Origin of the sequence: Streptomyces sp. A012304 (assembly GCF_026008495.1) — a bacterium.
In the GTDB taxonomy this organism is placed as follows: domain Bacteria; phylum Actinomycetota; class Actinomycetes; order Streptomycetales; family Streptomycetaceae; genus Streptomyces.
This window is the reverse complement of record NZ_BQUN01000063.1, coordinates 1-19,775: the sequence shown is the minus strand read 5'-3', so window position 1 is coordinate 19,775 and position 19,775 is coordinate 1. Positions and strand designations below refer to the sequence as shown.

Sequence of the window (19,775 nt, the reverse complement as noted above, 5' to 3'; positions counted from 1 at the left end):
ATGGCTTCCCCGTCGAAGGCGGGCGCGGCCCTCGCCGCGCTGCGCGAGGATCTCGCCGGCGAGGTGTTCGCCCCGGGGGACGCGGGCTACGACGAGGCCCGCACCGTCTTCAACGCGATGATCGACCGCCGGCCCGCGGTGATCGCGCGGTGCGCGCACGAGGACGACGTGGTGCGGGCGGTGCGGTTCGCCCGGGACCTGGATCTGAAGATCGCGGTGCGCGGCGGCGGACACAGCGTCGCGGGCATGGGCGTGAACGACAACGGCCTCGTGATCGACCTGCGCCGGATGCACGAGGTGACCGTCCACCCGGCGGCCGGGGCGGTACGGATCCAGGGCGGGGCCACGATGAGCCACCTGGACCGCGCCACCCAGCCCTACGGCCTCGCCACGACCGGCGGCCGGGCCTCGACCACCGGGGTCGGCGGTTTCGTCCTGGGCGGTGGCACCGGCTGGCTGGACCGCTGCTTCGGTCTGGCCGTCGACAACCTGCTGGGCGTCGAACTCGTCACCGCCGACGCCGAGCGGATCCACGCCGACGCCGACGAGAACCCCGACCTGTTCTGGGCGCTGCACGGGGGTGGCGGCAACTTCGGTGTCGCCACCGCGCTCACCCTGACCCTGCACGAGCTGCCCGAGTTCGCCATCGCGCTGCTGCTGTGCCCGCCGGAGTCCGGCCCCGAGGCCACCCGCGCCTTCCGCGATGTGATCACCGCCGGCCCCGACGAGGCGGGCGGCGCCGTGCTCTACCTCACCGGCCCGCCCGAGGAGTTCGTCCCGCCGCACCTGGTGGGGACGCTGGTGTGCGCGGTGCTGCTGACGTACGCGGGTGCGGAGGCGGACCTGCGCGAGCTGGCCGAACCGCTGCTGGCGCTGCCGCACGAGACGGAGATCGTCGGGGCGGTGCCGTACGCGGACGTGCAGTGCATGATCGACGATCCGCCCGGGATGCGGAACTACTGGTCGGCGGAGTACCTGACGAGCGCCCCCGACGACTTCGTGGACGTCTTCTGCGCCCGCGCGCGGTCCATGCCGGTGCCGACCGGCACCCAGCACGTGCTGTTCCCGCAGGGCGGCGCCGTCGCCGCCGGGCCGCACGCGTACCCGGTGCCGTTCCGGGACGCCCCGTGGGCGGTGCACCCCTACGGGACCTGGGAGGACGCGGCGGACGACGAGCGGTGCGTGCGCTGGGTCCGCCAGGTGCGCGCCGACGTCCGCCCGTGGCGCACCGGGGACGTGTACCTCAACTTCATCGGTGACGAGGGCGCCGAGCGGGTCGTCGCGGGCGTCGGCGCGGACAACGCCCGCTGGCTCGGCGAGCTGAAACGCCGCTACGACCCCGACAACGTGTTCCGGTTCAACCACAACATCAAGCCGACCTGAGCGCCGTCAGGGTGCGCTCCCCCGCCGGATCGCCCGTGGTGGCCGGGACCAGGGCGATCTCGTCGAGCCCCGCCTCGGCGTAGGCGGCGATCCGGGCCCGTACGGTGTCCAGGTCGCCGACCAGGCCGACCGTCGCCGCCGCCGCGGCGGGCAGGGCGCGCACGAGGGTGGCGCGGTCGGCGCCCGACGCGGCCAGGGCGACGGCCTCACCGAAGCCGGCCTCGGCGAACACCTCGGCGTATCCGGGCACCGTCAGGTATCCCGCGATGCTGCCCAGCACCTGCGCGAGCGACTCGGGCGCGGGGTCGACGGCGGCCGGCAGCCAGGCGGCGAGCGTCGGCGGTGTCCGGCCCGCCCGCTCGGCCGCCGCGCTCAGCTTGGCGCGCAGCTCGCGCACCTGCCGCGGCGAGACCAGGTCGAGCAGCATGCGGTCGGCGTGCGCGGCGGCCGCGGCGATCGCGCGGTCCCCGAACGCGGCGACGGTGAGCGGGCCGCCGGGCGGTGCGAGGCGGCGCCGGAAGGTGCTGCCGGGCACGATCGGCTCGCCCGGCTCGCCGTGCAGCAGCTCCCGCAGGGCCGCCGCCGTCTCCGTCAGGGCGGTGGCGGGCCGGGTCCGGGGGCGGCCGTGCACGCCCTCGACGACTCGCTTGCTGGAGGTGCCCAGGGCGACCCCGACCGGCCGGCCGGTGATCGCGGCGACCGAGGCGGCGCCCCGGGCGATCGTCACCGGGTCGCGCACGGACACCGGCACGGGACCGGCCGTCAGCACCGCCCGTTCGGTGACCCGGGCGAGCCCGGCGGCGAGGACGAAGGCGTCCCAGGTCGGCCCCTCCCCCGCCCACACCTCCCGGTAGCCGAGCCGGTCGGCGAGCGCCGCGACCCGCAGCGGCTCGTCGACCGGGCTGTCGTCCTCGCGTGCCACGGCGACCACACTCATCTCCATGGCCCGCCGCTACCCGGCCGCCCGTGCCCCAACCCCCTGGATGATCAGGCGTTGACGGGGGTCTCGGCGCGTTCGGCCGCGTCCTCCAGGACGATCCGGCCGATGACCTCGTAGCGCTCCGGCCGCCTGGCCCGCAGGTAGAAACCGAGGGCGAGCCCGCCGAAGAACACCAGGCCCACGATCCACGGGATGGCCTTGAAGAACAGCGAGTCGGCCGCCGTGCCGGCGGCGGTGTCGAGGTTGACGACCAGCAGCACCACCACGGCGATCATGCCGATGCCGCCGAGCAGCGGGGCGGTGAACGTGCGGAACCAGTGGCGGTCCTCCGGGTGGTGGCGGCGGAAGTAGCCGATGACCGTGAAGGAGCACAGGGTCTGCACGATGAGGATGGCCATCGTGCCGAGGATCGCCAGCAGCGTGTAGAGGTGGACGTAGGGGTCCTGCCCGGTCAGCCAGAAGGCGCCGACCAGCGCGGCCGCGATGACCGACTGAACGAAGGACGCGACGTACGGCGAGCCGTGTTCCCTGTGGGTACGGCCGAGGGCGGGATGCAGGAAGCCCTCACGGCCGATGGCGTACAGATAGCGGGCCGCGCACTGGTGGAAGGCCATGCCGCAGGCGAAGGACCCGGTGATCAGCAGCCACTGGAAGGCGTCGACGGCCCAGGCCCCGATGAAGGCGTGCGCCGGGTCGAAGAACAGGTCGAGGGGGCTGGTCCCGGAGGAGACCCGGACCGAGCCCTCCAGGCCGTTGCCGGCGATGGTCATCCAGGAGACGTAGACGTAGAAGACGCCGACGCCGATGACGGAGATCAGCGTCGCGCGCGGGATGACGCGCTTGGGATCGCGGCTCTCCTCGCCGTACATCGCCGTCGACTCGAAGCCCACCCAGGACCAGAAGGCGAAGAACAGGCCGAGTCCGGCGGAGACTCCGGTGAAGGCGTTCGCGGGGTCGACGGGCTCGAGGGGGATGCCGTCCGGGCCGCCGCCCCGCAGCAGTACGGCGGTGGCGACCGCGAAGAGGACGGCGATCTCGGCGATGAGCATCACCCCGAGGGCCTTCGCGGTGAGGTTGATGTCGAAGTACGCGAGGACGGCGGTGACCAGCAGCATCGCGGCCGCGTAGACGATCCAGGGGAGGTCGGCGCCGAGCTGGTCGTGGACGGTGGTCCGCGCGAAGTAGGCGAAGACGCCGACGATGGACGCCTCGAAGACGATGTACGCCAGCACGGCGAGCATCCCCGAGGCCATGCCGGCGATCCGGCCCAGGCCGTGCGAGATGTAGCCGTAGAACGCGCCCGCGGCGGTGATGCGGCGGGCCATCGCGACGTAGCCGACGGAGAACACCGTCAGCACGAGCGTCGCGAAGAGGTAGCCGGCGGGTGCGCCGGTGCCGTTGCCGAAGCCGACGGCGATGGGCAGGTTGCCGGTCATGGCGGTGATGGGCGCGGCGGTGGCGACCGCCATGAAGACGACGCCGACCAGGCCTACGGAGTTCGGCTTGAGCCGCTGCACCTCGCGTGTGGGTGTTTCTGTCACTTCCCGCCCTCTCGTTGCTCTTCAGGGTGTTTCACAACGAAATCCGAAGATCAGCCAGTGCTTTCCCTGCGGAAGCGACAGTCTGAACGCGGAGTGACGCATGCCACAACAGGCAGTCGGTACGACAATCCGGGGCGCGGGGCGACGCATTGTCGGGCGGGGACCGGCGATGATCGTCGGTGTAATCGCGCGGAGATGTCGCCGCAACGTCCGCGCGGGTAGCGTCCGCTGCATGGACAGCCGCACGGACCATCGATTCGACAGCGAGAGCGCCGGCGTCACCGTGCGGCGGGCGCTGGAGCTGCCCGGCCTGCGCAGCGGGCTGCCGGAGATCGTCGCGGGCGCCGACCGGCTGGGCCGGACCGTGCGCTGGGTGCACGCGGGCGAGGTCCCGAACATCGCCTCGCTGCTCAAGGGCGGCGAGCTGCTGCTGAGCACCGGCTACGGTCTGGGCACCCGTCCGGCCGAGCAGCGGGCGTTCGTGCGCACCCTGGCCGAGCGGGGCATCGCGGCCCTGGTGATCGAACTGGGTCCGCGCTTCGCACGGCTGCCCTCGGCGCTGGTGGAGACGGCGCGGGCGACCGGCCTGCCCCTGGTCCAGCTCCATCGAGAGGTGCCGTTCGTGACGGTCACCGAGGAGATCCACACGGAGATCGTCAACGGCCACTACGCGCTGCTCCAGCGGGCCGAGGAGGTCCACCGCCGCTGCACGGAGGCGCTGCTGGGCGGTGGCGGGATCCCGCAGGTCCTCGGCATCCTGGCGGACTTCAGCGACAACCCCGTCTTCCTGGAGACGACGGACGGGCTGTTGCTGTACGCGGCCGGCGCGGGACCGGAGGGGGCGGATCCGCTCCAGGTGTGGGAGGGGCTGCGCGGCCCGCGCAAGGACGCGCCGCCGCCCGCCGGTTCGGTGCTGGTGGACGTGCCCGGGGGTGGGCCGGGGGCGGGTGCGGTGCGCGCCCGGCTTGTGCTGCTGCCCGTGCGCGCCCCGCTCGCGCCGGTGCACCGGATCGCCGCCGAGCGGGCGGCCGGGATCCTCGCCGTGGTGCTGATGCAGGCCCGCCAGGAGGAGGAGTTGGCGGCGCGCGGCCGGGGCGACTTCCTGACCGACCTCGCCGAGGGGCGGATCGCCGCGGAGGACGCTCCGGCGCAGGCGCGGGTGCTGGGTTTCAAGCCGGGTGACGGCCCGCTGCTGCCGGTGGTGATGCGGTTGGGCGACGCGCGTTCGCCCGGCGGGGGCTGGGCGGTGCTGGCCCGCGCGGTCGCGGAGGAGCTGGCCTCGGTCGGGGTCCCGGTCCTGCTGGGCGTCCGGCCGGTCGAGGGCCGGGTGCCGCTGCTGCTCGGCCTGCGCTCGGAGTCGGAGCGGTCGGCGGTCGCGGACCGGGTGGCGGCGGCGCTGCGGGCCGGGGTGGAGCGGGCCGGGATGCGGCGGCCGGGTGCCCCGGCGCCGGTGGTGGTCGTGGGTGTCGCGGGGGGCTGGGCGGCGGCCTCGGCGGGGCTGCGGCACGCGGCGGAGACGGCGACCGCCGCCCAGGGCCTGTCGGACCGCCCCTGGTACGACGCCCGCCGTCTGGACATCGACCTGTTGTTGTGGCGCCTGCGCGACCATCCCGACCTGGCGGCCTTCGTGGACCGCGCGATCGGCCCGGTCCGCGACCACGACCATCGCTCCAGGCCGCCGCTGCTGCCGACCCTGGAGACCTACCTGGCGCACGCCGGCCGCAAGGCGGAGACGGCCCGTGAGCTGCACCTGAACCGGCAGACGCTCTACAACCGGCTCGCCCGCATCGGTGAGCTCCTGGGCACCGACCTCGACGACCCGCAGACGGTGCTGGCGCTGAGCCTGGCGCTGCGGGCGCGGCGCCTGGTGCCGTGAGCGGCCGGCCCGGCCTCAGAGCCGGCGCAGGGCCGCCTCCACACTGTCCCCGGGGAAGGTGTTGAAGGCGACCTCCGCCTGTGGCGCGTGCCGGCGGATCAGGCTCAGGATCTGCTCGAACAGCGGCACCAGCTCGTCGGTCTTGCGGATCCCGGCGCCGATGACCACCACGTCCCACGGACGCTCGGTCAGCGAGGCGACGAGGGTGGGCTCGGCCGCCTCGTCCGCCACGACCGTCGTGACGGCGGCGTCGACGCCCTGCTCGGCGAATCGGGCCAGCTGCTGGGTGAGCCCCGCGCGGATGGCGTCCGGATCGACGTCCGGGATGAGAGCGGCGACGGCGCTCGGGTCATAACCGATCACTAGTACGGAAGACATGCGCTCCACCTTAGTGCTCGCCACCGATCACTGTTCGGCCAACTACCGCCGCTCTTCCAGGAGTTGAGGTGCTCCCACGATCTCGTGCAGCGGGAGAACACGACCCCGCGGGAAGCCGCCGGAGCGGACCGCCTCAGATCATCGGGCGGGGCTGCGTCAACTCGTCGTAGACGCTGAGGACCTGCGCGACGGTCTCGTCCTCGCTCGGCCAGGTCGCCGCCTGCCGGGCGCCCAGGTCCCGCAGCCGTGCGCACCGTTCGGGATCGTCTAGCAGCCGGACGACGGCCTCGGCGAGGGCCGGCGCGTCACCGGCCGGGACGAGTTCGGCCGCGTCGCCGACGAGTTCCCGCACCGCGCTGGTCCGCACCGCGACGAGCGGCACGCGCGCGTGGAGCGCCTCCTGCGCCAGCACCGACCGCGACTCCCCGCAGCCCGGCAGCAGCGCGAGGTCGGCGGCGGCCAGCAGGCCGCCCAGGTCGTCCCGCCGTCCCAGGAGCCGGACGGGCAGCCCCTCGTCCTCGATACGGCTCTGGAACTCCGCCCGCAGCGGCCCCTCCCCCGCGACCACGACCAGCGGCACCGGGTCCAGCCGGCGCCAGGCGCGCGCGGCGTCCAGCAGGACCTCGTGTCCGCGGTGGCGGTCCAGGGCGCCGACGGCCACCATCAACGGCCGCCCGATCGCGCCGAGTTCGGCCCGCAGCTTCGGGCGCGGCCGGTCGGGGTCCTCCTCGGCCCCGCGGGGTCCGGGCAGCGCCACCGCGCCGAGCCGGGCGTCCCGCGCGCCGGTGCGGCGCGCCCGGTCGACCAGGTCGGAGGTGGTGCCGAGGACCACGGCGGCCGTCTTCGCCACCCGCCGCTCCAGCAGCCGCAGCAGATGGGCGCGGGCGCCCTCGGCGTGCGCCCGGTCGTGCCAGGTGACGACGAGCGGGGTGCGCCGGCCGCTGAGCGCGAGCACGGCCCGGAACGAGGCGTGCAGTCCATGGGCGTGGACGAGGTCGGCGTCCGTGCAGGCCGCCCGCAGCGCGGTCACGGACCCCGGGTCGCTGCTGCGGGGCACGTGCACGTGTTCGGCGCCGGCGCCCGTGAAGTCGTAGAGGTGATCGGCCTCGTCGGGGGCGCACACCGTCACCCGCACGCCCCGCGCGACGAGCCCCGCGGCCAGGGAGCGCACATGCGCGCTGCTGCCGGCGTTGCCACCGCCCAGCACCTGCACGGTGCGCAGCGACGACTGGCCGTGCGGTGAGTGGCTGCTCACGTGGCCGGGGCTCCTGGTTCGGCGTCGGACGGTCACGAAGGAACGTACAGAGGGTCGGGCGGAGGGATGTACCGCTCGGGGCCTCCACGTCCTACGCCAAGGATGCCAGCACGCACGGGTGTTCCGTGCCGCCGAGCGGCCGGGGCCCCGGCAACACGGCCCCACTTATCACCCACACGAGTGAAGGAGGCCACGCCTCCGTTCGATTGCGCCCGGCCCGACACGACCCGTACTGATCCGGCCCGACACGGAGGGCCGGGACGCCCCGTACGGATCGGCCCGACGCGAAAGGGCGGGCGCCCCGTACGGATCCGGCCCGACGCGAAAGGGCGGGACGCCCCGTACGGCCGCCCCGCCCCTCACCGTTCGCGTCGCGCTACGCGTCCGCCCGTGCCGTCGCCAGCAGTTCCTCCGCATGCGCCCGGGCCGTCTCGGAGTCCTCCTGGCCGGCGAGCATCCGGGACAGCTCGCGGATCCGGTCCTCCCCTTCGAGCACCTTCACACCGGAACGGGTCACCGACCCGTCGTTCGTCTTCTCCACCAGCAGCTGCCGGTCGGCGAACGCGGCCACCTGCGGAAGGTGGGTGACAACCACGACCTGCGCGGTCTTCGCGAGCCGCGCCAGCCGCCGCCCGATCTCCACCGCCGCCTTGCCGCCGACGCCGGCGTCGACCTCGTCGAAGAGGTACGTCGGAACAGGGTCCGTCCCCGCGAACACCACCTCGACGGCGAGCATCACACGTGAGAGCTCACCGCCGGACGCGCCCTTGGCGATGGGCCGCGGCGGCGCCCCCGGGTGCGGGGCGAGCAGCAGCTCCACCTCGTCGGCGCCGGACGGGCCATAGGCGACGGTACGACCGCCGACCTCCACGCCCTGCGGGTCCTCCGTCTGCCGGATGTCGAACGACACGCGCGCGTGCGGCATCGCCAGCGAGGCCAGCTCGGCGGTCACGGCGGCCGCGAACCGCTCGGCGGCCTCCGTACGCGCGTCGGTCAGCGCCTGCGCCAGCCCGCCCAGTTCGGTCCGCAGCGCGTCCCGCTCCGCGACCAGCTCGTCGATCCGCTCGTCGTCGCTGTCCAGTTCGGTGAGCCGTGCGGCACCCCGCTCGGCCCACGCCAGCACGGCCGCGACGTCCTCCCCGTACTTCCGGGTCAGCCCGGTCAGCGCGGCCCGCCGCTCCTCGACGGCCGCCAGCCGCAGCGGATCGGCGTCCAGGTCGTCGGCGTACCCGGCCAGCTCGCCGGCCACGTCACCGAGCAGGATCCCGATCTCACCGATCCGGTCGGCGAGCGCGGCCAGCGCCGGATCGTGCGAGCGCACGGCCTCCAGGGCCCGCTGGGCGCCCGCGACGAGCGTCGCCGCGTCGATGCCCTCGGGGTCCTCCGGATTGCCCGCCAGAGCGGCGTGCGCGGCCGTCGCGGCGGACGACAGCGCCTCCGCGTGCCCGAGCCGCTCCGCCTCCTCCGCCAGCTCCACGTCCTCCCCGGCGCGCGGCTCCACGCCCGCGATCTCCTCGAGCCCGTAGCGCAGCATGTCGGCCTCCTGGGCCCGTTCACGCGCGCGCGTGGTGATCTCGTCGAGCTCCGCGGACACAACCCGCAGCCGCCGGTACGCCTCGGTGTACTTGGTCAGCTGCACGGCGACCGCGTCCCCGGCGTACCGGTCGAGGGCCTGCCGCTGCCGGGACAGCTTCAGCAGCCCCTGCTGGTCGGTCTGCCCGTGCACCGCGACCAGTTCGTCGGCCAGCTCCGCGAGCACGCCCACCGGCACGGACCGCCCGCCGACATGCGCCCGCGACCGCCCCTCGGCGGAAACGGTACGGCTGATCAGCAGCGCGCCGTCGTCCAGCTCGGCCCCCGCCTCCTCGGCCCGTACGACCACCGAGGCGTCCGCGGGCACGGCGATGCGCCCCTCCACGACCGCCTTGTCGGCGCCGATCCGCACGAGCGCGGCGTCGGCCCGCCCGCCCAGCAGCAGCCCGAGGCTGGTGACCACCATGGTCTTGCCCGCGCCGGTCTCACCCGTGACGGCGGTGAAGCCGGGCGACAGCTCGACCACCGCGTCGTCGATGACTCCGAGCGACCGTATCCGCATCTCCTCCAACACGGGGAAGACCATACGAGGTCGAGGAGGGGAAGTGCGAGGCACCCTGTCACCCACGCGAGTGGACGTGCCCTCCAGCGCCTCCAGCGCCCTCCCCGACCCCCTACGCGGAGCCGCTCAGTGGCGAGCCCCTCGCCACCCGGAGACCGGCAGCGCGAACTTGGCCACCAGCCGGTCGGTGAACGACGCGTGGTGCAGTCGGGCGAGCCGCACCGGCACCGCCCCCCGCCGCACCTCGACCCGGGCCCCCGGAGGCAGCTCGAAGGTCCGCCGCCCGTCGCACCACAGCACACCCGGCGGGATGTGCGGCAGCAGCTCCACGGCGAGCACGGAGTCCGGCGAGGTCACCAACGGCTTCGCGAACAGCGCGTGCGCGCTGATCGGCACCATCAGCAGCGCCTCGACCTCGGGCCACACCACCGGCCCGCCCGCCGAGAACGCGTAGGCCGTCGACCCGGTGGGCGTGGACAGCACGATCCCGTCGCACCCGAACCCCGTCACCGGCCGGCCGTCGATCTCCAGCACGACTTCCAGCAGCTTCTCCGCGCCGGCCTTCTGCACGGCCGCCTCGTTCAGCGCCCAGTCGGTGTGCACGATGTCCCCGTTGCGGTGCACGACGACGTCGACGGTCATCCGCTCCTCGACCTCGTACGCCTTGGTCACCACCCGGTCGACGACCTTGTCGAGGTCGTCCCGCTCGGCCTCGGCGAGGAAGCCGACACTGCCGAGGTTGACGCCGAGCATCGGCACCCCGGAGGCCCGCGCGAACTCCGCGCCGCGCAGCAGCGTCCCGTCCCCGCCGAGGACGATGAGCAGCTCACAGCCCTCCAGGCACTGCGGGGTGGCCTCGGAGACCAGCTCCACCTCGTCCGGCAGGGGCAGGTCGGCCGCCTCGTACTCCAGGACGCGCACCCCGATGCCGGACCGCAGCAGCCCCTTCACCACCAGCTCCGCGCTCCGGATGGCCGCCGGCCGACCCGTGTGGGCGAGCAGGAAAACAGTTCGAGCTCGGTTCTGTGTCAACGCGGCCCCTCCGCCACTGCACGGTCAACATCGGCCGGGTCCGGAGCAGGCGCCCCGGCGCGCAGCCACAGGAAGTACTCGACGTTCCCCGACGGCCCGGGCAGCGGGCTGGCGGTGACCCCCTTCACCCCGAGCCCCATCCCCCACGCCTTCTCGGCCACGCCCCGCACGGCCTCGGCCCGCAGCTGCGGGCTGCGCACGACGCCCCCGCTGCCGAGCCGTTCCTTACCCACCTCGAACTGCGGCTTGACCATCATCACCAGGTCCGCGTCCGGCTTGGTGCACCGCGCCAGGGCCGGCAGCACCAGCCCGAGCGGGATGAAGGACAAGTCCCCCACGACAAGATCCACAGGCTCCCCATCGATCGCTTCGAGCGTCAACTCGCGTACGTTCGTACGGTCCTTGACGGTGACGCGTTCATCGCTCTGCAGAGACCAGGCGAGTTGTCCGTACCCGACGTCGACGGCGACGACGTGCGCGGCACCCGCCCGCAGCAGTACGTCGGTGAAGCCCCCGGTGGACGCGCCGGCGTCCAGCGCCCGCCGCCCCTCGACGACGAGCCCCTGCGGCCCGAACACCTTCAGCGCGCCGGCGAGCTTGTGCCCGCCCCGCGACACGTACTCGGGATCGCTGTCGTCGGCCGCGACGACGATGGCCGCCGCTGTCTCCACCTGTGTGGCCGGCTTGGTCGCGACGGTCTTGCCGACCGTGACCCGCCCCGCGGCGATCAGCTGGCTGGCGTGCTCACGCGACCGCGCGAGCTTCCGGCGCACCAACTCCGCGTCCAGACGACGACGTGCGACTCCTGCCACCTTCGGTTCAGCTCCTGCCCTGGTGTGTCGAGGGGGGCACCGGAGGTCCCGGGCGGGCGTCGAGCGCGGTGAGCGCGTCACGCAGCCCCCGGTGTACATCCTCGTACACCTCGACGTGGCCGTCGGTGGCGAGGTGGTCGGCGTCGGCCAGCCGCTCCAGACGGGCGTCCACCTCGGCGTCGCCGGTAGGGACGCGGGGGACGTCCAGCGGAGCGGGTGCGGCGGGGTCGTACGCGGCGGGGTCGTGCTCGGGTCCGGCCTCGGCCTCCCGCGGGCCCTCGCTCTGAGGCACTGTGTCGCTCATGCCCAGACGCTACCCCGAACCGCTGGGGTACCGTCGACCGCGATGGCCACGATCGAGGAGTGCCGCGCCGCACTCGACAAGCTCTCGGACAACATGCAGAACGCCGAAGGGGACGCCCGCACCGCCGCGGCCCTGGACCGCTCGGTGAGCTGCCACATCACCGACCTCGACACCACCTTCGTCGGCCGCATGACCGGCGGCCGGATCGTGGTGCAGGACACGCTGGAGGGCCCGCCCCGGGAGAAGGCCCAGATCCGACTGGCGATGACCGGCGACGACCTGGTCGCGCTGGTCGACGGCGAACTGCACTTCGCGAAGGCGTGGGCCTCGGGCCGGGTGAAGCTGGAAGCGGGCCTGAGGGACCTGTTCCACCTCAGGAAACTTCTGTAGCCACGGCCTTCCGGGCGTCCTTCTCGCTCTCGCCCTCCTTCTGGCCCTTCTTCTCGCCTTTCTTCTCGTCCTTCTTCCGCTCGGTCCGTGCCTTGCGCGCCGCCGGCACCACCAGCGGCGTCCCCGTCTCCGGGTCGTCGACGACCTGGCAGCGCAGGTTGAAGACCTCCTCGACCAGCCCGGCCGTGACGACGTCGTTCGGCGCTCCCTGCGCGATGACCTCGCCGCCCTTCAGCGCGATGAGGTGGGTGGCGTACCGGGCGGCGTGGTTGAGGTCGTGCAGGACGGCGACGAGCGTACGGCCCTGCTCCTCGTGCAGTTCCGCGCACAGGTCGAGGACGTCGATCTGGTGCTGGATGTCGAGGTAGGTCGTCGGCTCGTCGAGCAGCAGCAGCGGCGTCTGCTGGGCGAGGGCCATCGCGATCCACACGCGCTGGCGCTGGCCGCCGGACAGCTCGTCGACGTACCGGTCGGCCAGTTCCGCGACGCCGGTCTGCGCCATGGATTCCTGGACGACCCGCTCGTCCTCGGTCGACCACTGGCGCAGGATCCCCTGGTGCGGGTAGCGGCCCCGGCCCACCAGGTCGGCGACGGTGATCCCGTCGGGCGCGATGGACGACTGCGGCAGCAGGCCGAGGGTCCGGGCGACCTTCTTCGCCGGCATCGACTGGATGACCTGCCCGTCGAGCAGAACCCGGCCCTCGCTCGGCTTCAGCATCCGCGACAGCGCCCGCAGAAGCGTCGACTTGCCGCAGGCGTTGGGGCCGACGATCACGGTGAACGAGTTGTCGGGGATCTCCACCGACAGCTGTTCGGCGATGACCCGCTGGTCGTAGGCGAGGGTGACGTTGTCGGCGGACAGGCGGTTCACGGTACTCCTTGGGGTGTTCTTGTTCGCCGAGCCGCTCATATCCGGCCCGCCTTGCGCTCGGTGACCAGCAGCCACAGCAGGTAGACGCCGCCGAGGACGCCGGTGACCACACCGACGGGCAGCTGTCCGTCGCCGAAGAGGCGCTGCGCGGCCCAGTCGGCGGTGACCAGGAGGGCGGCGCCCATGCACAGGGCGGCCACGAGATTCGGCCCGGGCGAGCGGGTCAGGCGCCGGGCGAGCTGCGGCGCGGTGAGCGCCACGAAAGCGACGGGGCCCGCGGCGGCGGTGGCGGACGCGGTGAGCAGGACGGCGGCGACCATCAGCAGCAGCCGCACCCGCTCCACCCGCACACCGAGGGCGTTGGAGACGTCGTCGCCCATCTCCATCATCCGCAGCCCCCGCGCGTTGGCGAGGACGAGCGGCACGAGCACACAGCACAGCGCGAGCAGCGGCCACACCTGCTTCCAGTCCCGGCCGTCGAGCGAGCCGGTCATCCACACGACCGCGCGGGCCGCGTCGACCAGGTCGGCCTTGGTGATCAGATAGCCGTTGACCGCGGTGGCGATCGCCGACACGCCGATGCCGACCAGCACCAGGCGGTAACCGTGCACGCCCCGCTTCCAGGCGAGCAGATAGATGGCGGCGCCGGTCACCAGACCGCCGACGAGCGCCCCGACGGCGACCTGGTTGGCGGAGCCGGACATCAGCACGATCACCACGAGCGCGCCGGCCGTCGCCCCCTGCCCGAGCCCGAGCACATCGGGGCTGCCCAGCGGATTGCGGGACACGGCCTGGAACACCGCGCCGCCGAGCCCGAGGGCGGCACCCACCAGCAGCCCCACGAGGACCCGCGGCAGCCGCAGCTCGTTGACGATGAACTCCTGGCCCGCGTTGCCGTCGCCCGCCAGGGTCTTCAGCACGTCTCCGGCCGAGATCGGGAAGTCTCCGGTGCCGATCAGCACCACGCTCGCGGCGAGCGCGCCGAGCAGCAGCAGCACGACGACGGTCAGGGCCCGCGGGTCCAGCCGGAGGGATATCCCGCCCGGGGCGCGCAGGGCGCGGGGAGCACCGAGGGTGCGGCCGCCGGCTCGCGTGGCCGGCCCGCTCGGCGTGGTCCGCCGCGGTGCGGTGTGGGATGCGGTCTTCACAGCTGGGCCGTCCTCCGCCGTCGTACGAGAAAGATGAAGACCGGGCCGCCGATGATCGCGGTGATGATGCCGACCTGGACCTCCGACGGGCGGGCGACGACCCGCCCGATCACATCGGAGCCGAGCAGCAGCACCGGCGACAGGATGGCCGCGTACGGCATGATCCACCGCAGGTCGGGGCCGGTGAAGGAGCGGACGACGTGGGGCACCATCAGCCCGACGAACACGATCGGCCCGCAGGCGGCGGTCGCGGCACCGCACAGCACGGTCGCGGCGAGCATCGACAGCGCCCGGGTCCGGTTGAGGTGGGCACCGAGCGCCTTGGCGGTGTCGTCGCCCATCGCCATGGCGTTCAGCGGCCGGGCGAGGGCGAACGCCAGGAGTGTGCCGACCCCGAGGAAGGGCAGCACCTGCCAGATCACCTCGTCGGTCGCGGAGGTCAGCGAACCGACCGTCCAGAAACGCATCTTGGCGAGCGCCGCGTCGTCCATGATCATCACGGCCTGGACGTAGCCGAAGAGCGCGGCGGCGATCGCCGTACCCGCGAGCGCCAGCCGCACCGGCGTGGCCCCCCGGCTGCCGCCGAGGAACCAGACCAGCGCGCCGACCGAGGCAGCCCCGAAGAAGGCGAACCACACATAGCCGCTCAGGCTCGTGACGCCGAGATAGGTGATGGCGGTGACGACCGCGGCGGACGCGCCCGCGTTGATGCCGAGCAGACCCGGGTCGGCCAGCGGATTGCGGGTCAGCGCCTGGAGCACGGCTCCGGACAGTCCGAGCGCGGCACCGACCAGCAGCCCGAGCACGGTCCGCGAGACCCGCTCGCCCACGACGACGTCGCCGTAGGTACCCGTGTCCTCGAACAGCCCGTGCCAGACCTGGCCGACGGAGAGCTCCTTGGCGCCGATGGCGATACTCGCCAACGCGACGAGCAGCAGGACCGCGAGCGAGATGAGCAGCCCGAAGGAACGTATCGCCCGGCGGGTTGGGGGCGCGGGGGCGGTCTCCGCGCGCTGTTCGGGAACACTGTCGACCAACACGCAGTTAGGTTAGCCTACCCTACTAAGTTGGCTCGCTCCCTGGCCACGGCCCTGTCCGGGTGCCCAGGTTCACAGCACTCGGACCTCCCGCCGGCGAGTGGCTCACAACCCCAGCCGCGCCAACGCCTTCCCCGCGTCCAGCCCGCACACACCCGCGCCGGCCGCCGTCCAGGCCGCCGCACACAGCGCCCGCAGCCCGTCCAGGGCCTCCAGCGCGTCGCCTTCCCCCGCCAGTTCCAGGCGTTCCGCGCCCGCCGTCGCCGTCCAGCCACCGCACCAGAAGCCGTCCCCGGCCGCCGTCACCTCCGGCTGCCCGGTGAGCAGCCCGCGCAGATCCGCGTCGACGTACGTCGGACGGTGCTGCGGCGGCGCGGCGAGCAGCTGCGCCCCGTCGGTCACACCGGTGAGCACGAGCAGCGAGTCCACTTCCCCGTTGAACGCCCCCTCGATGTCGGTGTCCAGCCGGTCCCCGACCACCAACGGCCGCTCCGCTCCGGTCCGCAGGATCGTCTCCCGGTGCATCGGAGGCAGCGGCTTGCCCGCGACCTGCGGCTCGGCCCCGGTCGCGATCCGCACGACCGCCACCGCCGCGCCGTTGCCCGGCGCGATCCCCCGGCCGCTGGGAATCGTCAGATCGGTGTTGGACGCGAACCACGGCACTCCGCGCGCGACGGCGTACGACGCCTCGGCGAACCGGCCCCACGGCAGCTCGGGCCCGCCGTACCCCTGCACCACCGCCGCCGGATCGTCGTCCGCCGACTCGACGGGCACCAGCCCCCGCTCACGCAGCGCGACCCGCAGCCCCTCCCCGCCGATCACCAGCACCCGCGCTCCTGCCGGCACCTGCTCGCTGATCAGCCGCGCCACCGCCTGGGCCGAGGTGATGACCTCATCGGCCCCCGTCGGTATCCCGAGTTCCGTCAGATGCGCGGCCACGGTGTCAGGGGTGCGCAAGGCGTTGTTGGTGACGTACGCCAGCCGCATCCCGCCCGCCCGGGCGGTGGCCAGCGACTCCACGGCGTACACGATCGCGCTGCCCCCCGCGTACACCACACCGTCGAGGTCGAGCAGCGCCGTGTCGTACGCCTCGCTCAGGGCCTGCCCACTGCCCTCGGGCCTCGTCCTGACGCCCTGGCTCATTCCGCATCGCTCCTCGTTCGCTCGCCTTTCCCCCGATCATCCCGCATGCCACTGACACACGTACGATGCCGGGATGAACACAGCAGGTCACTCGAAGGCAACGGCGCCTGGAGGCCTGGAACTCACCCCGTTCCGAGGCCTGCGCTACGACCCCGACCGGGTCGGCAGCCTCGCCGCCGTCACCTCACCGCCGTACGACGTCGTGGTCCGCCCCGACGGCCTGCACCAGCTCCAGGACGCGGACCCGTACAACATCGTCCGCCTCATCCTCCCCCAGGCGGCCACCGCGGCCGCCCGCAACGAACAGGCCGCCGCCACCCTGCGCCGCTGGCTGTCCGAGGGCGTCCTGACCGCGGACCCCGAGCCGGCCCTGTACGTCTACGAGCAGCGGCCCGCCGACGGCACGCTCCAACGCGGCATCATCGGCGCCCTGCGCGTCTCGGAGCCCTCCGACGGCATCGTCCTCCCCCACGAGGACGTCATGCCGCACGTCGTCGCCGACCGCGCGGACCTGATGCGCGCCACGTACGCCAATCTCGAACCCCTGCTGCTCACCTACCGCGGCAACGGCGCGGCGGCGGAGGTCGTCGAACGCGCCGCGGACCGGCCCCCGCTGCTGTCGACGACCACGGAGGACGGCTGCGACCACCGCCTGTGGTCTCTCACCGACCCGGCCGAGATGGCCCGCGTCCGGACCGATCTCGCCCACCACCAGGCGCTGATCGCCGACGGCCACCACCGCTGGGCGACCTACCGGCGGCTGCGCGCGGAGCATCCCTCGCCCAGCCCCTGGGACCACGGTCTGGTGCTCCTGGTCGACACGGCCCGCTATCCCCTGCGCGTCCGCGCCATCCACCGCCTGCTGCACGGCCTGCCGGTCGCCGAGGCCCTGGCCGCCGTCCAGGGCCTGTTCCGCGTGCGGCGCCTCGACGTCCCCCTCCCGCAGGCCTTGGACGCCCTGGCGGACGCGGTCGGCGCGGGCAACGCCTTCCTCCTGGCCGGCGACGGCGCCTTCCACCTGCTCGATCGCCCCGACCCGGCCCTCCTCGACCGCACGGTCCCCGCGGACCGCCCCCAGGCCTGGCGCACCCTCGACGCGACGGTCCTGCACGCCACCCTCCTCGACCACGTCTGGCACATCCCCGAGGACGACCCGGCCCGCATCGCCTACATCCACGACACGGCCGCCACGGTCGGGAAGGCGGAACGCGACGGCGGTACGGCCGTCCTGCTGCACCCCGTCCGCGAGGAGGTCGTCCGCGACCTCGCCCGCCAGGGCGTCACGATGCCCCGCAAGTCGACGTCGTTCGGCCCGAAACCGGCCTCGGGCCTGGTCCTGCGCGCCCTGGACCACTGACCGTCGCCCATGACAAAGGGGCGGGACGCCGGCCGTACCGGCGTCCCGCCCCTCGCACACGCGCGTGTCAGTCCTGACCGTCGCCCTTGCCCTCGCCCGGTTCGGCGTCGGCAGCGTCCTCGTCCAGCGCGTCGACGAACTCCACGCCGTCCAGCTCGGCCAGCCGGTCCGAGGCGTCGGTGCTGCCGTCCCGGTCGGCCTCGACGGCCTTCGCGAACCACTCCCGCGCCTCGCTGTCCCGCCCGGCGGCGAGCAGCGCGTCGGCGTACGCGTACCGCAGCCGCGCGGTCCACGGCTGCACCGAGTTGGAGGCCAGCTCGGGGCTCTGCAGCGTCACGATGGCCGCGTCCAACTGCCCCATGTCACGCCGGGCACCCGCCGCGACGAGCCGCATCTCGACCTGCCCGGCCTTGTCCAGCTTGTGCACCTCCGGCGCCCCGGCCATGTCCAGCGCCTTCTCCGGCCGCCCGAGCCCCCGCTCGCAGTCCGCCATGACGGGCCACAGCTCCACGGCCCCGGTCATCCGCCGCGCCGCCCGGAACTCGGCGAGCGCCTCGCTGTACTTCTGGTTGGCGTACGCCGCGAACCCGGCCGCCTCCCGCACGGCGGCGACCCTGGACGCCAGCCGCAGCGCCACCTTGGAGTACGCGTAGGCCCGCTCCGGCTCCTCGTCGATCAGCCGCGCGACCATCACGAGGTTCTTGGCGACGTCATCGGCGAGCGTCTTCGGCAGACTCTGCAGCTCCTGCCGTACGTCCTTGTCGATCTCCTCGCCGGTGACGTCCTCCGGGATCGGCAGCCGCTTGATCGGCTCACGGTTCCGGTCACGCTCATCACGGAAGCGGCCACCGCCCCGTCGGTCGTCGCGCCGGTCGTCGCGACCGTCCCGGCCCCGGAACCCGCCAGGCCGGCCCCCTCGGTCGTCCCGACGGAACCCACGCCCGCCACGGTCGTCACCCCGACGCTCATCCCGCCGGAACCCACCACGACTGTCGTCCCGCCGATCATCCCGGCGGTCGTCACGGCGATCGTCGCGGCGGAACCCGCCCCGGTCGTCCCGACGGTCGTCCCGACGATCGTCGCGCCTGTCATCCCGACGGTCGTCGCGCCGGAACCCGCCCCGATCGTCGCGGCGGTCGTCCCGGCGGTCGTCGCGGCGGTCGTCTCGCCGGAACCCGCCCCGGTCGTCACGGCGGTCATCGCGGCGGAAACCGCGGTCGTCACGCCGGCCGTAACCACCGCGGTCGCGATCGCCGTGGCCACCACGGTGGTCGTCACGGCGGTCATCGCGCCGGTCGTCACGGCGGTCGTCCCGCCTGTCGTCCCGGCGGTCGTCCCGACGGTCGTCACGGCGGTCGTCCCGCCGGTCGTCGCGGCGGAAGCCGCCGCGCTCACCACGGTCCCGGTCGTCCCGACGGCCGTGTCCGCCCCGGTTGTCGTCGCGTCGGAAGCTGGGCCGGTCACCGCGGTCGCGGTCGTCCCGACGGAACGTCGGACGAGAACCCCGGTCGCCCTCGTGGCGGTCGTCCCGACGGTCACCCCGCCGATCGTCACGGCGGTCGTCCCGACGGTCGTCCCGGCGATCGTCCCGCCGGTCGTCCCGGCGATCGTCCCGCCGGTCGTCACGCCTGTCGTCGCGGCGGAAGCCGCCGCGCTCACCACGGTCCCGGTCGTCCCGCCGACCGTAACCACCGCGGCTGTCACCACCGCGGCTGTCACCACGACGGCCGTAGCCACCGCGGTCGTTGTCACGACGGTCGTTGTCCCGGCGGAAGCCGCCGCGGTCGCCGCGGTCCCCACTGTCCCGTCGCCGCTGGTCGCGCTCCGGTCGGTCGTCGGGAGAGTTGGTGGACATCGGTGACTCCTGTCTTCGGTACCACAAGCATTATAAAAAACGAAAGGACCCCTGGTCCCAGCTGAACGCTGGTGACCAGGGGTCCTTCCCAAAGATTGTTCGGCGGCGTCCTACTCTCCCACAGGGTCCCCCCTGCAGTACCATCGGCGCTGTAAGGCTTAGCTTCCGGGTTCGGAATGTAACCGGGCGTTTCCCTCACGCTATAACCACCGAAACCCTAATGGTTTCGAGCGAACAAGCACACTCTTCACTTGTTTTCAGCTCTAAGCCGGCAACGGTCGTTGCCTCAGAACTAACACAGTGGACGCGAGCAACTGAGGACAAGCCCTCGGCCTATTAGTACCGGTCACCTCCACAC

General features: G+C 73.4%; 18 protein-coding genes and 1 rRNA gene. 4 read left to right on the top strand and 15 right to left on the bottom strand.

The window, feature by feature from the left end:
* The gene (locus ALMP_RS14215; RefSeq protein ID WP_264927628.1) at positions 1-1,383 is read left to right on the top strand and encodes an FAD-binding oxidoreductase; all 1,383 of its coding nucleotides are present in this window, start codon (positions 1-3) and stop codon (positions 1,381-1,383) included.
* Here ALMP_RS14215 and ALMP_RS14210 read toward each other — a convergent pair.
* Together ALMP_RS14210 and ALMP_RS14205 are read right to left on the bottom strand one after the other, a co-directional pair.
* Positions 1,370-2,326 carry an LLM class F420-dependent oxidoreductase gene (locus ALMP_RS14210; protein WP_264927626.1) on the bottom strand — a complete coding sequence of 319 codons (957 nt, stop codon included), beginning with the start codon at positions 2,324-2,326 and terminating at the stop codon, positions 1,370-1,372. The two genes, ALMP_RS14215 and ALMP_RS14210, sit on opposite strands and share 14 nt — an antisense overlap.
* 44 nt (positions 2,327-2,370) lie before the next feature.
* Entirely contained in the window at positions 2,371-3,864 is a 1,494-nt protein-coding gene (locus tag ALMP_RS14205) for an APC family permease (RefSeq protein ID WP_264927624.1), read from the bottom strand.
* Positions 3,865-4,096: 232 nt separating this feature from the next.
* Between ALMP_RS14205 and ALMP_RS14200 the strand changes: the two genes are divergently transcribed.
* A complete protein-coding gene (locus tag ALMP_RS14200; RefSeq protein ID WP_264927622.1) occupies positions 4,097-5,740 on the top strand; it encodes a PucR family transcriptional regulator in 1,644 nt (547 codons plus the stop codon).
* A 15-nt stretch (positions 5,741-5,755) separates the two neighbouring features.
* On the opposite strand, the gene ALMP_RS14195 is transcribed toward ALMP_RS14200, so the two are convergent.
* The 6 genes from ALMP_RS14195 to ALMP_RS14170 all read right to left on the bottom strand — a co-directional run bounded on the left by ALMP_RS14195 (position 5,756) and on the right by ALMP_RS14170 (position 11,616).
* Positions 5,756-6,118 (bottom strand): hypothetical protein, encoded by a 363-nt coding sequence (locus ALMP_RS14195; RefSeq protein WP_264927620.1) that lies wholly within the window; start codon positions 6,116-6,118, stop codon positions 5,756-5,758.
* A 133-nt stretch (positions 6,119-6,251) separates the two neighbouring features.
* A complete protein-coding gene (locus ALMP_RS14190; protein WP_264927618.1) occupies positions 6,252-7,373 on the bottom strand; it encodes a glycosyltransferase family 4 protein in 1,122 nt (373 codons plus the stop codon).
* Between the two features lie 376 nt (positions 7,374-7,749).
* Complete coding sequence (gene recN / locus ALMP_RS14185; protein WP_264927616.1) at positions 7,750-9,492, bottom strand: DNA repair protein RecN; 1,743 nt, start codon at positions 9,490-9,492, stop codon at positions 7,750-7,752.
* 102 nt (positions 9,493-9,594) lie between these two features.
* Positions 9,595-10,500, bottom strand: coding sequence for an NAD kinase (locus tag ALMP_RS14180; RefSeq protein WP_264927614.1), 906 nt, complete (start codon positions 10,498-10,500; stop codon positions 9,595-9,597).
* Positions 10,497-11,312: a TlyA family RNA methyltransferase gene (locus ALMP_RS14175; RefSeq protein WP_264927613.1), complete on the bottom strand. Its 816-nt coding sequence runs from the start codon at positions 11,310-11,312 to the stop codon at positions 10,497-10,499. The genes ALMP_RS14180 and ALMP_RS14175 overlap by 4 nt, the downstream gene beginning before the upstream one ends.
* Positions 11,313-11,319: 7 nt before the next feature.
* Positions 11,320-11,616 (bottom strand): hypothetical protein, encoded by a 297-nt coding sequence (locus tag ALMP_RS14170; RefSeq protein ID WP_264927612.1) that lies wholly within the window; start codon positions 11,614-11,616, stop codon positions 11,320-11,322.
* 42 nt (positions 11,617-11,658) lie between these two features.
* Here ALMP_RS14170 and ALMP_RS14165 point away from each other — a divergent pair, with 42 nt between their 5' ends.
* On the top strand, positions 11,659-12,006 hold the full coding sequence (locus ALMP_RS14165) for an SCP2 sterol-binding domain-containing protein (RefSeq protein WP_264927610.1): 348 nt from the start codon (positions 11,659-11,661) through the stop codon (positions 12,004-12,006).
* Here the strand turns inward: ALMP_RS14165 and ALMP_RS14160 are convergent.
* From ALMP_RS14160 to ALMP_RS14145, 4 genes are all read right to left on the bottom strand, one after another.
* Positions 11,990-12,916: an ABC transporter ATP-binding protein gene (locus ALMP_RS14160; RefSeq protein WP_264927608.1), complete on the bottom strand. Its 927-nt coding sequence runs from the start codon at positions 12,914-12,916 to the stop codon at positions 11,990-11,992. The two genes, ALMP_RS14165 and ALMP_RS14160, sit on opposite strands and share 17 nt — an antisense overlap.
* A complete protein-coding gene (locus ALMP_RS14155; RefSeq protein ID WP_264927752.1) occupies positions 12,913-13,932 on the bottom strand; it encodes an iron chelate uptake ABC transporter family permease subunit in 1,020 nt (339 codons plus the stop codon). The genes ALMP_RS14160 and ALMP_RS14155 overlap by 4 nt, the downstream gene beginning before the upstream one ends.
* A gap of 89 nt (positions 13,933-14,021) precedes the next feature.
* Entirely contained in the window at positions 14,022-15,065 is a 1,044-nt protein-coding gene (locus ALMP_RS14150) for an iron ABC transporter permease (RefSeq protein WP_264927606.1), read from the bottom strand.
* A gap of 102 nt (positions 15,066-15,167) precedes the next feature.
* Entirely contained in the window at positions 15,168-16,205 is a 1,038-nt protein-coding gene (locus ALMP_RS14145; protein ID WP_264927604.1) for an HAD hydrolase-like protein, read from the bottom strand.
* A 73-nt stretch (positions 16,206-16,278) separates the two neighbouring features.
* Here ALMP_RS14145 and ALMP_RS14140 point away from each other — a divergent pair, with 73 nt between their 5' ends.
* On the top strand, positions 16,279-17,562 hold the full coding sequence (locus tag ALMP_RS14140; RefSeq protein ID WP_264927601.1) for a DUF1015 domain-containing protein: 1,284 nt from the start codon (positions 16,279-16,281) through the stop codon (positions 17,560-17,562).
* 67 nt (positions 17,563-17,629) lie between these two features.
* Here the strand turns inward: ALMP_RS14140 and ALMP_RS14135 are convergent, their stop codons facing one another.
* The 3 genes from ALMP_RS14135 to rrf all read right to left on the bottom strand — a co-directional run bounded on the left by ALMP_RS14135 (position 17,630) and on the right by rrf (position 19,631).
* On the bottom strand, positions 17,630-18,361 hold the full coding sequence (locus tag ALMP_RS14135) for a tetratricopeptide repeat protein (RefSeq protein WP_264927750.1): 732 nt from the start codon (positions 18,359-18,361) through the stop codon (positions 17,630-17,632).
* Positions 18,253-19,314: a hypothetical protein gene (locus tag ALMP_RS14130; RefSeq protein ID WP_264927748.1), complete on the bottom strand. Its 1,062-nt coding sequence runs from the start codon at positions 19,312-19,314 to the stop codon at positions 18,253-18,255. The genes ALMP_RS14135 and ALMP_RS14130 overlap by 109 nt, the downstream gene beginning before the upstream one ends.
* 200 nt (positions 19,315-19,514) lie before the next feature.
* A 5S ribosomal RNA gene (gene rrf, locus ALMP_RS14125) occupies positions 19,515-19,631 on the bottom strand.
* Positions 19,632-19,775: the final 144 nt, after the last annotated feature.